This is a genomic window from Micromonospora sp. NPDC005173 (genome assembly GCF_040608515.1).
Lineage (GTDB): Bacteria > Actinomycetota > Actinomycetes > Mycobacteriales > Micromonosporaceae > Micromonospora.
Genome location: NZ_JBEXIK010000005.1, coordinates 1 through 13,659 on the forward strand (window position 1 = coordinate 1; position 13,659 = coordinate 13,659).

At 68.3% G+C, this 13,659-nt stretch carries 14 protein-coding genes; 3 read left to right on the forward strand and 11 right to left on the reverse strand.

The genetic code is table 11. The features are described from left to right. Nucleotides 1-580 (reverse strand): transposase (locus tag ABZV00_RS08665; RefSeq protein WP_355603138.1); only part of this gene is annotated, 580 nt, incomplete at its 3' end. 128 nt (nucleotides 581-708) lie between these two features. Between ABZV00_RS08665 and ABZV00_RS08670 the strand changes: the two genes are divergently transcribed. Together ABZV00_RS08670 and ABZV00_RS08675 are read left to right on the forward strand one after the other, a co-directional pair. Continuing rightward, nucleotides 709-1,671, forward strand: a complete 963-nt coding sequence (locus ABZV00_RS08670) for a TIGR03619 family F420-dependent LLM class oxidoreductase (RefSeq protein ID WP_355603141.1) — start codon at nucleotides 709-711, stop codon at nucleotides 1,669-1,671. Between the two features lie 146 nt (nucleotides 1,672-1,817). Then, nucleotides 1,818-3,131 carry a nucleotide disphospho-sugar-binding domain-containing protein gene (locus tag ABZV00_RS08675; RefSeq protein WP_355603145.1) on the forward strand — a complete coding sequence of 438 codons (1,314 nt, stop codon included), beginning with the start codon at nucleotides 1,818-1,820 and terminating at the stop codon, nucleotides 3,129-3,131. 6 nt (nucleotides 3,132-3,137) lie between these two features. Here the strand turns inward: ABZV00_RS08675 and phnE are convergent, their stop codons facing one another. The 6 genes from phnE to ABZV00_RS08705 all read right to left on the reverse strand — a co-directional run bounded on the left by phnE (nucleotide 3,138) and on the right by ABZV00_RS08705 (nucleotide 7,609). After that, a complete protein-coding gene (phnE, locus tag ABZV00_RS08680; RefSeq protein WP_355603148.1) occupies nucleotides 3,138-3,962 on the reverse strand; it encodes a phosphonate ABC transporter, permease protein PhnE in 825 nt (274 codons plus the stop codon). A gap of 67 nt (nucleotides 3,963-4,029) precedes the next feature. Beyond that, on the reverse strand, nucleotides 4,030-4,755 hold the full coding sequence (locus tag ABZV00_RS08685) for an ATP-binding cassette domain-containing protein (RefSeq protein WP_355603151.1): 726 nt from the start codon (nucleotides 4,753-4,755) through the stop codon (nucleotides 4,030-4,032). Nucleotides 4,756-4,759: 4 nt separating this feature from the next. Further along, nucleotides 4,760-5,677 carry a phosphate/phosphite/phosphonate ABC transporter substrate-binding protein gene (gene phnD / locus ABZV00_RS08690; RefSeq protein ID WP_355603153.1) on the reverse strand — a complete coding sequence of 306 codons (918 nt, stop codon included), beginning with the start codon at nucleotides 5,675-5,677 and terminating at the stop codon, nucleotides 4,760-4,762. 290 nt (nucleotides 5,678-5,967) lie between these two features. After that, nucleotides 5,968-6,555 (reverse strand): DinB family protein, encoded by a 588-nt coding sequence (locus tag ABZV00_RS08695; RefSeq protein ID WP_355603156.1) that lies wholly within the window; start codon nucleotides 6,553-6,555, stop codon nucleotides 5,968-5,970. Nucleotides 6,556-6,669: 114 nt separating this feature from the next. After that, nucleotides 6,670-6,972 (reverse strand): hypothetical protein, encoded by a 303-nt coding sequence (locus ABZV00_RS08700; RefSeq protein WP_355603159.1) that lies wholly within the window; start codon nucleotides 6,970-6,972, stop codon nucleotides 6,670-6,672. Further along, complete coding sequence (locus ABZV00_RS08705) at nucleotides 6,944-7,609, reverse strand: DUF4097 family beta strand repeat-containing protein (RefSeq protein WP_355603162.1); 666 nt, start codon at nucleotides 7,607-7,609, stop codon at nucleotides 6,944-6,946. The genes ABZV00_RS08700 and ABZV00_RS08705 overlap by 29 nt, the downstream gene beginning before the upstream one ends. Before the next feature lie 237 nt (nucleotides 7,610-7,846). Between ABZV00_RS08705 and ABZV00_RS08710 the strand changes: the two genes are divergently transcribed. Continuing rightward, nucleotides 7,847-8,629 carry a helix-turn-helix domain-containing protein gene (locus ABZV00_RS08710; RefSeq protein WP_355603165.1) on the forward strand — a complete coding sequence of 261 codons (783 nt, stop codon included), beginning with the start codon at nucleotides 7,847-7,849 and terminating at the stop codon, nucleotides 8,627-8,629. 13 nt (nucleotides 8,630-8,642) lie between these two features. On the opposite strand, the gene ABZV00_RS08715 is transcribed toward ABZV00_RS08710, so the two are convergent. From ABZV00_RS08715 to kdpB, 4 genes are all read right to left on the reverse strand, one after another. Continuing rightward, a complete protein-coding gene (locus tag ABZV00_RS08715) occupies nucleotides 8,643-9,329 on the reverse strand; it encodes a response regulator transcription factor (RefSeq protein WP_355603167.1) in 687 nt (228 codons plus the stop codon). Further along, nucleotides 9,307-10,842 carry an ATP-binding protein gene (locus ABZV00_RS08720; protein WP_355603170.1) on the reverse strand — a complete coding sequence of 512 codons (1,536 nt, stop codon included), beginning with the start codon at nucleotides 10,840-10,842 and terminating at the stop codon, nucleotides 9,307-9,309. Before ABZV00_RS08720 ends, ABZV00_RS08715 begins: the two co-directional genes overlap by 23 nt. Before the next feature lie 202 nt (nucleotides 10,843-11,044). Further along, nucleotides 11,045-11,575, reverse strand: coding sequence for a potassium-transporting ATPase subunit C (locus tag ABZV00_RS08725; protein ID WP_355603173.1), 531 nt, complete (start codon nucleotides 11,573-11,575; stop codon nucleotides 11,045-11,047). After that, on the reverse strand, nucleotides 11,575-13,587 hold the full coding sequence (gene kdpB / locus ABZV00_RS08730) for a potassium-transporting ATPase subunit KdpB (protein ID WP_355603699.1): 2,013 nt from the start codon (nucleotides 13,585-13,587) through the stop codon (nucleotides 11,575-11,577). The genes ABZV00_RS08725 and kdpB overlap by 1 nt, the downstream gene beginning before the upstream one ends. Between the last annotated feature and the right edge of the window lie 72 nt (nucleotides 13,588-13,659).

The window sequence follows — 13,659 nt, forward strand, 5'->3', positions numbered from 1 at the left end:
TCGTGATGCCCACGTCCACCCCGACCGCCGTGAACAGCGGCGGCAGTGCCTTGACGGTGGGGTCATCGACCAGCAGGGACACGAACCACCGACCGGCCGCGTCGCGGGACACCGTGACCGTCGACGGTTCGGCCCCTTCGGGCAGGGGCCGAGACCACACGATGCCCAGCGGGGCGTCCATCTTGGCCAGGGTGAGTTGCCCGTGACGCCAGCGAAACGCCGAGCGGGTGTATTCCGCCGACGCCCGGGACTTACGCTTGGCCTTGAAACGCGGGTAGCGCGACCGCTTGCCCCAAAAGGCGGCGAACGCGGCTTGCAGGTGCCGCAGCGTCTGCTGCAACGGCACCGAGCTGACCTCGTTGAGGAACGCCAACTCCTCGGTGCGCTTCCACTCGGTCAGCCACGCCGAGGACTGCACATAGGTGCTGCGCTGCCGGTCAACGGCCCACGCACGGGTGCGCGCCTCCAAGGCCAGGTTGTAAACCTTGCGCACGCACCCGAAGGTGCGATTCAACTGTTCAACCTGCTCAGGGGTCGGATAGAAGCGGTACTTGTACGCCCGCTTCACCACCTCACCCACGCCTCACATTCTATCCACCCATCACGCAAGACGAGCATCGAGGGGAGGGAGCGGCGTTACCTCCCCCGGCCCTAAACGGCCGGGTTTCCACGCCGCGATCCTGATGAATTCGACCTGTTGGAGGACCCATGGAACTCGGTCTCGCACTGCCCACCGCCGGGCCGCAGACCTCGCCGGAGACGATCGTCAAGGTCGCGAAGGAGGCCGAACGGCTCGGTTACAGCGCCCTGTGGACGTTTGAACGCCTGCTCCGCCCGATCGACAAGGTCGTGCTGTGGACGGGGGGTGAACCCGAGATGTTGCCGGAGTTCTACGGCTCGACGTACGAGCCGCTGGAGACGCTGAGCTACATCGCCGCCGTGACCGAGCGGATCAAGCTGGGCACCGCGGTTCTGGTGGCGCCGCTGCACGTGCCCGTGATGCTCGCCCGCCGGCTCGCCACCCTGGACCGGTTCAGCGGCGGCCGGGTCATCGCCGGTCTGGGACAGGGCTGGCAGCACAACGAGTTCGAGACGGCGAACGTGTCGAGCGGCCGCAAGGGCGCCCGCACGGAGGAATTCATCACGGCGATGCGGGCCGCGTGGTGCCCGGACCCGGTCCGGCACGAAGGCGAGTTCTACCGGATCGCGCCGTCGCAGGTGAACCCCAAGCCGGTCCAGGCCCGCATTCCGGTGCTGCTGGCCGCGAATGCGCCGGCCGCCGTCAAGCGTGCCGCCCGGATCGCGGACGGCCTGATCCCGATCACCTCCTCGGCGCAGGAACTGCGCGGCGTCGTGTCCGCGTTCTATGACGCCGCCCGGGAGGCGGGCCGCGACCCCGGGGATCTCATGGTGGTCAACCAGGTGCCCTGGCCGACCCCGGTCACCCGTGAGCCGATCGGGGAGGGCCGGCCCTTCCTCGGCGGATCGCCCCGGCAGATCGCCGAGGACCTCATGGCCGCCCGCGAGAGTGGTGTGACCCAGGTGTACCTCGCCGGCGGCCAGGGCCTCGGGCTCGACGTGGGCCTGAAGGCCGCCGACGTGGACCAATGGCTCGGGTTGCTCGGTGAGGTGATCGAGGCGGCCGACCGCCTCGGCGTCCTCGCGCCGTGAGGATCAGCGAGCAGCGGGCTCCGGCGCCCATCGGGCCGGAACGCCGGGACCTCCCTCCAATCTCGCGTGGTGAAGCCGGCGCTGTACTAAATGAGGAGATTCGAATGGCCAAGGTAATAGTTGGAGCGACTCCCTTTCAGGGACACGTGAGCCCGGTCCTCACGGTCGCGGCGGACCTGGTTGGGCGTGGTCACGAGGTGGTCGTATACACCGGATCCCGGTTCGAGGAGCGCGCGCTGGCGATCGGAGCACGATTCCAGGCACTACCGCCGGAAGCCGATCTCGACGACCGGAAGTTGGACACCCTCTTTCCGGTGCGGGCCACGCTGCCACCAGGACCGGCCCAGTTGTCGTTCGACTTTGAGAACTTCTTCCTCGGCCATCTGCCCGCGCAGGTGCGGGGTTTACGGGCGCTGCTGGCGACGTTCCCCGCGGATGTGGTGCTTGGTGAGCTTGGGTTTTGGTCGATACCGGTGCTCAGCCTCTCGACAGCGCCGGAGGAACGCCCGACGCTCGTGACGCTGGGCTCTGTCCCCCTGCTGATCCAGAGCGAGGACACTCCTGCGTTCGGCGCCGGTATCGTGCCAACGCCAGGCGAGGAGGCGCGCGCCCGCAACCGCGCGATGAATGCTGAGGTGCGCCAGGGCTTTGCCGAGCTGCAGAGATTCGGCGCGGCAACGTTCGAGTCGTTGGGTGTGACGGTGCCCGGCTACCTCTTCGACGCGCCGTTCCGCCGTACGGACCACTACCTGCAGCTGACCGTGCCCAGCTTCGAGTACCCCCGCAGCGACCTTCCGGAGCACCTGCAGTTCGTCGGTACGCTTCCTCCAGCCTCCACCGGCGACTACGTAGAGCCGCCATGGTGGCCCGAGCTGTCAGCCGGCCGGCCGGTGGTGGTCGTCACCCAGGGCACCGTCGCCAACAACGATCTGAACGAACTGGTCATCCCCACGGTGCGCGCCCTCGCCGACCTCGACGTCCTCGTGGTGGCCGCCACCGTTCGCGAGGACGGGCCGGACCTGGTACGCCGGGCGCTGGCCGAAGTGCCGGACAACGTGCGGCTGGCCGGCTTCGTGCCGTTCGACCGGCTGCTGCCACACGCCGACGCATTGGTCACCAACGGCGGCTACGGCGGGGTGCAGACCGCCTTGTACTACGGAGTGCCGCTGGTGGTCGCCGGTGCCAGCGAGGACAAGCCGGAGGTGGCCGCCCGCGTCGAGTGGAGCGGCACCGGCGTCAACCTGCGCACCAGCATGCCGGGGGCGACCGAGTTGCGCGCCGCCGTGCAGACGGTGCTGCGCGACCCGGGCTACCGCTCCCAGGCCGGGATCGTGGCAAAGGAGATCGGCCAGTACAACCCGTTCGAAGCGATCGCCGAAATCGTCGATGCGCCCGCCCGTCGCCCAGGTCCACGAACGGGTCCGATCGAGCTGGCGCCCCGTCCCGCCGGGGCGGTGTGAAGCAACTCAGTGCTGTGGGCGCCAGCGTTGGCGGAAACGGGGTCGTTCGCAGTCGCCGGGCGGCCCGGCGATGACCCCGAGCCGCCGGCGGATCAGGACCGACATGCCGTCGACGATGAGGACCAGCAGCAGCACGGCGGCCATCAGCGTCGCCAGCTCCTGGTAGCGGAACAGGTGCAGCGCCACGCCGAGTTCCTGGCCCAGCCCGCCCGCGCCGACGTAGCCGATCACCACCGAGCTGCGGACGTTGCACTCCCACTGGTAGAGCAGCTGGGACACGATGGTGCCCCGAGCCTGCGGGACGACGGCGAAGAGCGCGGTCGCGGTGCGGGAGGCGCCGGTGAGACGGACCGCCTCCACCGGGGCCGGGTCGACCGCCTCCATCTGCTCGGAGCAGAGCTTGGCCACCATGCCGGCCGAGTGCAGGCTGATCGCGTAGACCCCGGCGGCCGGTCCGAGGCCGACCGCCGCCACGAAGAGCAGCGCCCACAGCAACTCCGGTACGCCCCGCAGCACCGCGGCGAGCCATCGCGCCGGGAGGGCCAGCACCCGCGGTGCCCGTACGTTGCCAGCGATGAGCACCGCCATCGGCAGGCCGAGGACGGCACCCAGCACAAGCGCGGCGACCGAGATCTGCAGGGTCTGCACGGTCGCGGTGGCGATCCGGCGCAGCAGTACAGGGTCCAGGTCGGGTGGGAAGAGCCCGGAGAGCAACCGGACGGTGCCCTCCCGCCCCTGCACCAGCGATCCGACGCCCACCCCGGTCGCCGAGAGCGACCAGAGCACGACGGTGGCGCAGACCAGCAGCCCCACCCATTGCAACGTACGCATCGGTGCCCGTGTCCGCGGACCGGCCGGCCGCCCCGCGGACGCGACCGGCGGGTCCTGATCCTCCGTCTCAAGCGGCATAGAGCTGCTCCATCGAGATCGTGTCCGGTGGGCCGTCAGCGACGATCCGCCCCGCGCGCAGCCCGACGACGCGGGGGAACTGCCGGGCCAGCGCGCCGTCATGGGTGGCGAGCAGCAAGGTGACGCCGTCCGCCCCGCGCAGGTCCGCCACGGCGGCCGCGGCCCGCTCCGGGTCCAACCCCGTCGTCGACTCGTCCGCTAGCAGCAGCCCTGGTCCGCCGAGCAGCGCCCGTACCAGGGCGACCCGCTGGCGTTGACCGCCGGAGAGGTGCTCGATCCGCCGATCGAGCAGGTCGATGATCCCGTGGCGGTGGGCCAACTCGTCGAGGCGGGCGGTGTGCCGGCGCGGCACGCCGCCCCGGGCGACGGTGAGCCAGTCACCGACCCGCCACCGCCAGGACTGGCCCATCAGGATGTTTGTCCGCGCGCTGACGCCGGGGACGAGGTCGTCGCGCTGCCGGAGGAACCCGGCCCGCTGCCGCAGCGCCCGCACGTCGGCGGCCGGCCCGAAGGGATCACGGCCACCGACGCGGACCTCCCCCGCCAGCGGCCGTACGCCGCCGAGCAGCACCCGCAGCAGGGTGCTCTTCCCGGCTCCCGAGGAGCCGAGCAACGCCACTTGTTCGCCAGCGCGCACCTGAAGATCCACGGATTCCAGCGCCGGAACGGCTTGGCTGTCGAACCTGACGGAGAGCCCGGTCAGCGTGACGTCCATGCTGTCACCGCTTGGTGAGCAGACCGAGGCGCTCGGCGTTCTGCCGTACCTCGGTGTAGTCCGCGGTCGAGACCGCCGCGTAGGACTTGGCCCGCATCAACGACAGCAGGACTGGGTCCGTGATGGCGAGGAACGCGTCGGTGACCTTCTGCCGGGCGGATTCGTCGAGCCCATCCCGGGCCACCCACGGGTAGCCCATCACCTCGCGCTGCTCCACCACCCGCAGGGCGCCCCTCGGGACGGTGCCCTGCCGCTCCAGCCGGTGCAGGATCCGCAGTTCGAGCCCGCCAGCCTCAACGGAGGAGTTGAGCACCGCCTGCGCGGTCGCGTCGTGCCCCCCGGTGAAGGTGACGTTCCGCAGCGGGGGGCAGGCGTTCAGGTCGTCCGGCTGGCACTTGGCGCCCGCGTCGACGAGCATCATCCGCGGGTAGAGGCTCCCCGACGTCGAGCCCACGTCCCCGAAAGCGAACCGGCCACCGGCGGCGACGACGTCCGCGACGGACTTGGTGGGGGCCTCCGCCCGCACGACGACCGCGGCCCAGTAACGCGGGGTGCCGGTCTCCTCGTCGACCTCGGTCACCAACGGCACCACACCCGGCGACTGCTCAGCCGCCTGCGTGTAGGTCAACCCACCGAGGTAGGCGACGTCCATTTGCTTGGCGACCAGGGCCGCTACCACGCCCGCGTAGTTGTTGGCGACGAAGAGCTCCACCTCGACCTGGAGCCGGTCAGCCAGATAGGTCCGCAGCGGCTCGTACAACGCGCGCTGCTTCTCGGGGGAGACGTTGGGCACGACGCCGACCCGCAGCCGGGACGGTAGCGCCCCGCCGGTTGGTTCGGAGGACCCGCAACCGCTGGCCGTGATTACGAACAGCATGGCCAACAGACCGAACACCACCCGCCCGAACGAACCTCGACGCATCTGCTTCCTCGCCCTCTCCGCACCTGAGTCGGCATCAACCACAGACGACACTCCACAACGAATCATTATATCGAAGGCCACCTATGGGCCAGACTCCTGGCTGACAGCTGCTTGCCGACCGGCTGCGCGTGCTCGGCCGCAGCGACGGGGAAAATATCCTGTGGCAGGCGTGCCTGTACGAGGTCAGGTCCGAGGTAGCGCTCCGGCACAGACATGATCTGCGGGTATACCGGCGCCAACACGAGCAGCGGACCGGGGGCAGTCGACGATCACCGGCTTACGGACGCGCCTCAGGCAAGGGTTGTATCGGCTGCCTTGGCGGCCCGATCGATCTGCGCGCGCATGGCTTCCCAGAAGGCCGCGTCGTGCTGCCGGTTGGCGTACCGGGCTGCGGTCCCTGTCAACCCGTCGAGCTGTTCGCGCAGGATGTCGGCGTGTCCGGCGTGCCGGCTCGTCTCGGTGAGCATGTGGACCAGGATGGCGAACAGCGTGACCTGTGGGCGCGGCCACCAGGGCACGTAGCCCGGTGAATCGATGGCCAGGGTGATGATCGTCGTGTCTGAGTGCTCCCACACGCGACGGTAACGGTCGACGACTTCCTCGCGCGTCTCGTGCTCGGTCGCCCACATGTCGCTGCCACGCGCCTCGGCATCCTCCCAGCGGCCCAGGGGTTCGGGGAACGGCCGCCCGAAGACCTCGCCGAAGTACCTGGCCTCCCAGACCGACAGGTGCTTGACCAGGCCGAGAAGATTGGTGCCAGTCGCGGTCAGGGGGCGGCGGATGTCGTACTCGCCGAGCCCGTCGAGCTTCCACAGGATCGCCTCGCGAACCTCCCGCAGATCGCTGTGCAGGTGCGTCTTCGCGAAGTCATCGATCACGGGGCATGAGCCTGCCACGTGCTCCCGGCCGCCTCAACCTGCGACCACCACAAGAGGCCAGGCCCGACCGACGTCATTCCCGACCGCCACCATGGGCTGACCCCAGGCGCCGTCTCAACAACCGGAAGGTACGGCTTGCAGCAGCGAACGCAGCAGTCGTGCGGCGGCGTCGGCGGACACCTCGCGGGGTGTGTTGATGATCTGGGAGGCGAGTCCGTCGACGAACGTGTGCAGGAGCGCCGCCCAGAGCTCGACCTCGGCATCGGGGTGCGGGATGGCGCCGAGACGAACGCGTGGATCGCAAGCCCTCGGGACGGACGGCGGGCCCACCGCGACCGACAGGATCTCGATCGCGGTGGGCCCGGCCGGATAGCCCTGGTTCTGCTTCTCAGAGGCTGCGGGCGGCGATGTCGCCATGGGAGGTGGTGGCGCGGATGTCGAGTTCGGCGGTGCCATCGTTCTTGAGGGCGTTGCTGACGCGGCCGTAGCCGGTGCCGGCGTCCAGCGCGGCCGAGACGCCGGCGGCGGCGGCGACCGAAATGTTGCCGGACTGGGTGCTGAGCACGACCGTGCCCCGCACGGCCTCGGCGATCCGGATGTCGCCCCTTGCGGTGCTGATCTCCGCAGGACCGTTGAGCCGGCCGACCTCGACGTCGCCGTCGATCGCAGTGAGGCGGACGCTCGCGGCCTCGTCGATCTTGATCTGGCGGTACGCGCCTTCAAAGGCAACGTCGCCGAGACGTCCGACGCCGCGGAGCTCGGCGCTGGCGGTCTTGGCCTCGATGTGGGAGCCGGCGGGCAGCTGGACGGTGACCTCCAGGGATCCAGAGGGGCCGAAGAGCTGGCTGTTGGGGGTCGGGGCCGTGATCCGCAGGACGCCGTCGGCGTAGGCGACGGTGGTCTGCTCAGCGGCCTTGGTGTCGCGGCTCTTGGAGGGGTCGGCGGGCCGGACCTCGACGGTGGTGTCGGCGCGGTCTGCGGCGATGAACTGGATGCGCCCGGCGGGGATGTCCAGGACGGCGGAGATCGGGGTGGGGGTGGCGAACTTCTGCATCGTGCTCTCCTGTGCTCGTTCGTGTTTCTGACACCGGAAACGCTACGTTGCTTTCCACAACCGGGCAACACTTCTGTTGCACCGGATGGGCATATGTGCAGGTGGGAGCCTGGAAAGTGTTGCAACGGCTCTGGATTCAATGCAACGATGAACGCATTGATCATTGCAATGGATGAGAAGTGAACGCTATAGTGGGGGGATCAGGGACCGCCATGAAGGACCACCAAGGAGATCGCGATGCCGGGAGGCAGGCTCAGCCAGCAGGAACGCCAGCAGATCGCGCTGGGGGTGGCCGACAGCCTCCCCTACGCAGAGATCGCCCGACGCCTCGACCGTCCCACCTCGACGATCACGCGTGAGGTGATGCGCAACGGCGGCCCCACCGCCTACCGCGCCGACCTGGCCCACCGCGCCACCGAACGCCGCGCCCACCGGCGCAGGCCCGCCTCCTCCCGGGGGGCGGAATCAGTCCCCCAGCCGCACGGACGCGACGCCGAGGCCGTGGCCGAGTACGAGGAGACGTTCACTACCGTCCTCATGGCTTCCGGCCTGACCAAGATGACAGCCCGGGTGCTGACCTGCCTGTTCACCACCGACGCGGGCAGCCTCACCGCGTCCCAACTCGCCCAGCGCCTCCAGGTCAGCCCGGCGTCCATCTCCAAAGCGATCACCTTCCTGGAGAGCCAGAGCCTCGTCCGTCGAGAACGCGACGAACGCCGCCGCGACCGCTACGTCGTTGACGACGAACTCTTCTACCAGGCGACGATCGCCAGCGCCCGATCCAACGACCAGCTCGTCGAAACCGCACGCCAAGGCGTCGCCATCCTCGGCCCCAACACCCCCGCCGCCACCCGCCTGGAGAACATCGCCCGCTTCCTCGACTTCATCAGCGAGAGCATCACCCGTGCCGCCGAACAGGCCCGCGAAGTCCTCCACACCAAACTCGAAACAACCTCGGCGGCACCGGCCAACCAGGTCCAGACCACGGATAGGCAGCCGTCTCGACCGCCACAGCCATGAGACGAAGCGTCCGCTAGTTGTCCGCGACCACCAGCCGGTAGCCGACGGAGGGGTCGTTCTCCAGGAAGTGGCCGTCCTCGTCGTGAAGCTTCCGTCTGATCCGATACGCGTAGACCTTGAGGTACTGCAACTCCTTCGAGTACGCGGCTCCCCAGACGTTTTCCAGGATCATCCGCCGGGTGCAGATTTTTCCGACGTGGCGGGCGAGGTACGCGAGGAAGTCGAACTCTTTCGGGGTGAGGTCAAGAGGACGACCGTCGAAGGTGGCCTCGTAGTGCACGAGGTCGAGACGAAGGGGGCCGGCGCGCAGTTCTGTCGTCTGATCGTCCGCGGTACCCGCCAGGTGGTGGCGGAGTGCGACGCGTACGCGCGCATCAAGTTCCCGCATACCGAACGGTTTGGTCATGTAGTCGTCGGCACCGCCGTCGAGGGCGTCCACCTTACGGTCTTCGGAGCTGTCGGCCGACAGAACGACGACGGGAAGGTCGCTCCAGGTGCGGATGCGTCGACAGACCTCCAAGCCGTCGATGTCCGGCAGGCCGAGGTCCAGGACGATCGCCTCAGGTGGTCGCAGCGCGACCTCGTTGAGCCCGTCGATGCCGGTTTCGGTGGTCCGTACGTCATGACCGAGTGCCCGCAGCCCGACCCGGCAGGCGTTGAGCAGGTCGCTGTCGTCGTCAACGATCAGGATGCGGGACAAGGTGGATCTCCTCGGGAAGTGGCGACGCAACGGGCAGGGTGAAGCAGAATCGGGCGCCGCCCTGGGGCGCGTCTTCGGTCCAGATGCGCTGCTCGTGGGCGTCGATGAAGGCCTTGGCGATGGTCAGGCCGAGTCCGGTGCCCGCGTCCCCCGGTCGCCGGGAATACATTCCGAAGATTTCGCTGCGCCGATCGGGGCTAACACCCGGGCCACGGTCGGTGACCGCAACGGTGATGGTCCCGGCGCTGGTCAGCTCGGCGTCGATGGTGATCGGCGTGTTCCCGGGACCGTGTCGGGCGGCGTTGACCAGCAGATTGGTCAGGACGCGGGTGATGAGAACCAGATCGATGTCGATCGGCGGCAGGTCGACCGGTGCGTTGACGCGCACGAGGCGCGCGCCCAGCGCCGGCGACAGGTCGCGCAGCACGGTCGCCACCAGATCCGCAACGGTGGTGACGGTGTACCTGGGACGCAGCACACCGGCCTGGACCCGGCTCATGTCCAGCAGATTGGTGACGAGCGCCGCGAGCCGGTCGGCCTGAGTGTCGATGAGCTCGGCCAGCTCCAGCTGGGACGCGCGGCCGATGTCGAGGTCTGGATCGGCAAGGATGGAGGACGATGCCTTGATCGAGGCAAGCGGTGTGCGCAGATCGTGTGACACCGCGGCGACCAGCATGCGGGCCAGCCGTTCGACCTCTTCGGTGAGTTCCGTACGCAAAGCGTGCTCGCGCAATTGCGCGCGTTCGATGGCGAGGGCGGCCTGGTTCGCGAACAGGAGCAGGGGTTCGCGCTCCTGTTTGGCGAGCCGCTGACCGGACACCACGAGCAGGCCGACGGGGCGGTTGGCCGCGATCAGCGCGAGCCCGAAGCGGTCCTTGTCAATAGCCGGGTAGCTATCCAGGTTGGCAAGCTGTCCCGGGGCGGGGATGAGCTTGCCGCGGTCCTCTTCGGTCAGCGGCGCGCCGGCCGAGGCGACGATGTCCAGATCGTTTTCTCTCGGTAACAGCAGCACCACCTGACGTGCATCGAATACATCCCGCACGGTGTTGACGATCATCGACTTCAGCTCGTCGAACGGCTTGTCCTCGACGAGCAGACCGGATGGTGCAAACAGTTCCCTGATCTGCATACCACGCTGCTGGGCCTTCGCCCGCGCAGCGTTCATCCCGGCGACCACCCGGGCGATCGGCAGCAGGACTGCGGCGTAGACGGCGAGGGCAGTCCAGTTCTCGGCGGCGCCGACATTGAGTGTCATGTACGGCGGGATGAACAGAACGTCGTAGACGAGAAATCCGGCGATCACGGCGACGACGCCGGCCCGGAAGCCACCAAGTACGACACCGAGGACGACTGGCACAACGAGCACCAGTGCGGACGTTGCGACGCTCAGGTGCGGACGCAGCGGCAGCATCCCGGCGAGAAGTACGCCCATGCAGGCGAGCGCCGCGAGCGAGCCGATGACGTCCCGTCGGATCGTGATGGTGTCCGTGTCTGTCCCTCCTACCGGGGCCACCGATGTCCTGGCCGGGGCCAATGGTCTCTCGCCCGGGGCGCTCCCGCCTGTGGCCGGGCGCACACCCCGGCAGGGCGGGGATCCTCCGTGCGAAGCACCCTTGCCGGGGCGGGCACCAACAGGATGCCGGTGCCGGGCGGGGTGGCACCCCGCCCGGCACGGCCCTCCTTCCCACTCGCCTCTCTCAGCCGACGCCGATTGCTTACTGAAGTGCCGCGAGCGCCTCGTTGAGCTGGAGAACGTTGACATGAGGGGCGCCGAGGAACCCGAACTGCGGTCCCGTGACGTGCCGGGACACCAGGTCGCGTACCTGATCCTCGGAAAGCCCCCTGGCCTTCGCGACGGCGGTTACCTGGGCGTACGCGTCGTCCGGTGAGATGTCCGGGTCGACCCCGCTACCGGAGCGGGTGACCAGGTGATTCGTAGGGTCGATGCCTTTGTCCTGCAGCGCGTCGATCCGCTCCTTGACGCTGTCAGACAGTTCCTGCGAACGGGGGCCGAGGTTCGACCCGCCAGTGGCGTTGGGGTCGAACCCGTCCGGCCGACCCTGGAACCATCCCGGGCCTTCCCATGCCTGCCCAATCAGGGTCGAGCCGTTGGCGGTCAGGGATCCATTCGCCTGATCGTGGAACAGGAGTTGTCCGACGCCGGTCGCGGCCAGCGGATAGGCCAGACCGAGTAGGGCGAAGAACACGAGCGAGACGACGATTGCCCGCCGGAGATTTACCAGCATCAGAAGACCCCGATAGCGGTGAGTATGAGATCAATAATTTTGATGGACACGAACGGAATGATCAGCCCGCCGAGGCCGTAGATGAGCACGTTGCGGCGAAGGATCGCCGATGCGCTGGACGAGTGGAACCGCACTCCGCGCAACGCCAACGGAATCAGCGCGATGATGACCAACGCGTTGAAGATCACCGCGGAGAGCACGGCGGTCTGAGGGCTGTGCAGCGCCATGATGTTCAGCTTGTTCAGCTCCGGAAAAGTCGCCACGAACAGCGCGGGGATGATGGCGAAGTACTTCGCCACGTCGTTGGCGATGGAGAACGTCGTCAACGCGCCGCGGGTGATCAGCAACTGCTTCCCGATCTCCACGACATCGATAAGCTTTGTCGGGTTGGAATCCAGGTCCACCATGTTGCCGGCCTCTTTTGCGGCCGTGGTACCCATGTTCATGGCGACACCCACGTCCGCCTGGGCGAGCGCCGGCGCGTCGTTGGTGCCGTCGCCGGTCATCGCTACGAGCTTGCCGCCTTCCTGCTCGGCCTTGATGAGCTGCAGCTTCGTCTCGGGAGTGGCCTCGGCGAGATAGTCGTCGACGCCGGCCTCCTGAGCGATAGCGGCCGCGGTCAACGGGTTGTCGCCGGTGACCATGACCGTTCGGATGCCCATCTCGCGCAGTTCCGCGAACCGCTCCGTGATGCCCTGCTTGACGACGTCCTTGAGTTCGACGACGCCGAGCACGCGCGGTCCGTCAGACACCACCAGCGGGGTCGAGCCCGCACGCGCCACCCGCTCGACGATCTGGTCGAGTTCGGCCGGTAGGTCCCCGCCCTGGTCGGCCACCCAGCGCTTGACTGCGTCGGCGGCGCCCTTGCGGATTCGCCGAGCACCGACATCCAGTCCGGACATCCGTGTGTTCGCGCTGAACGGAACGAAGACGTGCTCCGGCCCCAACTCGCGCTCACGTAGCCCGTAGCGTTCCTTGGCCAGCACCACGATGGACCGTCCCTCGGGCGTCTCATCCGCCAGCGATGCCAGCTGGGCGACTCCGGCCAGGTCCTCCTCACGGTGGCCGGCGACCGGGTAGAAGGCCGATGCCATCCGGTTCCCGAGCGTGATGGTGCCGGTCTTGTCCAGTAGAAGCGTTTGCACGTCGCCAGCCGCCTCGACGGCCCGGCCGCTCATCGCCAGCACGTTGCGCTGGACCAGGCGGTCCATACCGGCGACACCGATAGCCGACAGCAGCGCGCCGATGGTGGTCGGAATCAGGCAGACCAGCAGGACCACCAGAATGATCACCGATACGTTGCCACCGGCGAATTCGCCGAACGGCGCGAGGGTCACGACGACCGGTACGAAGATGATCGTCAACGCAGCGAGCAGGATGCTCAGTGCGATCTCGTTCGGCGTCTTCTGGCGCCGCGCTCCCTCCACCAGACTGATCATCCGGTCGAGGAAGGACTTGCCCGCCTCGGCGGTGATCCGAACGACGATGCGGTCGGAGAGGACGATGGTGCCGCCGGTTACCGCGGACCGGTCGCTGCCGGCCTCCCGGATCACCGGAGCCGATTCGCCGGTGATCGCCGATTCGTCGATCGACGCGATCCCTTCGACGATCTCCCCGTCCGAGGGGATCACGTCGCCGGTCTCGCATACCACCAGGTCGCCGGAGACCAGCTCGGCCGCCGCGACCCGCTGCTCGTTGCCGTTGTTGTCGAGGCGGCGACCCTGAGTACCGGTCCGGGTCCTGCGTAGCGTGTCGGCCTGGGCCTTGCCACGCCCTTCGGCCATCGCCTCGGCGAAGTTGGCGAACAGCACGGTCAACAGCAACCAGACAGTGACCGACCAGGCGAACACGCTCGGATGGGCGATCGAGTCCACCAGGGTCACCGCAGTGCCGATGAGTACGACGAACATCACCGGGTTCTTGATCTGAACGCGCGGATTCAGCTTGAGGACCGCGTCGATCACAGCCCGCCGCATGATCGCGGTGTCGAACAGGCTGCGCCGGCTCACCACGCCGCGGGCGGATACCGCCGCACCGCCGTCGCGCTCCGGTGCCGAACCCGGGTGGAAAAGGACATTGTTGTC

Coding starts and splice junctions, on each gene's coding strand:
- ABZV00_RS08670 (WP_355603141.1), top strand. CDS start 709: ATGGAACTCGGTCTCGCACTGCCCACCGCCGGGCCGCAGACCTCGCCG.
- phnE (WP_355603148.1), bottom strand. CDS start 3,962: ATGCGTACGTTGCAATGGGTGGGGCTGCTGGTCTGCGCCACCGTCGTG.
- ABZV00_RS08685 (WP_355603151.1), bottom strand. CDS start 4,755: ATGGACGTCACGCTGACCGGGCTCTCCGTCAGGTTCGACAGCCAAGCC.
- phnD (WP_355603153.1), bottom strand. CDS start 5,677: ATGCGTCGAGGTTCGTTCGGGCGGGTGGTGTTCGGTCTGTTGGCCATG.
- ABZV00_RS08700 (WP_355603159.1), bottom strand. CDS start 6,972: ATGGCGACATCGCCGCCCGCAGCCTCTGAGAAGCAGAACCAGGGCTAT.
- ABZV00_RS08705 (WP_355603162.1), bottom strand. CDS start 7,609: ATGCAGAAGTTCGCCACCCCCACCCCGATCTCCGCCGTCCTGGACATC.
- ABZV00_RS08710 (WP_355603165.1), top strand. CDS start 7,847: ATGCCGGGAGGCAGGCTCAGCCAGCAGGAACGCCAGCAGATCGCGCTG.
- ABZV00_RS08725 (WP_355603173.1), bottom strand. CDS start 11,575: ATGCTGGTAAATCTCCGGCGGGCAATCGTCGTCTCGCTCGTGTTCTTC.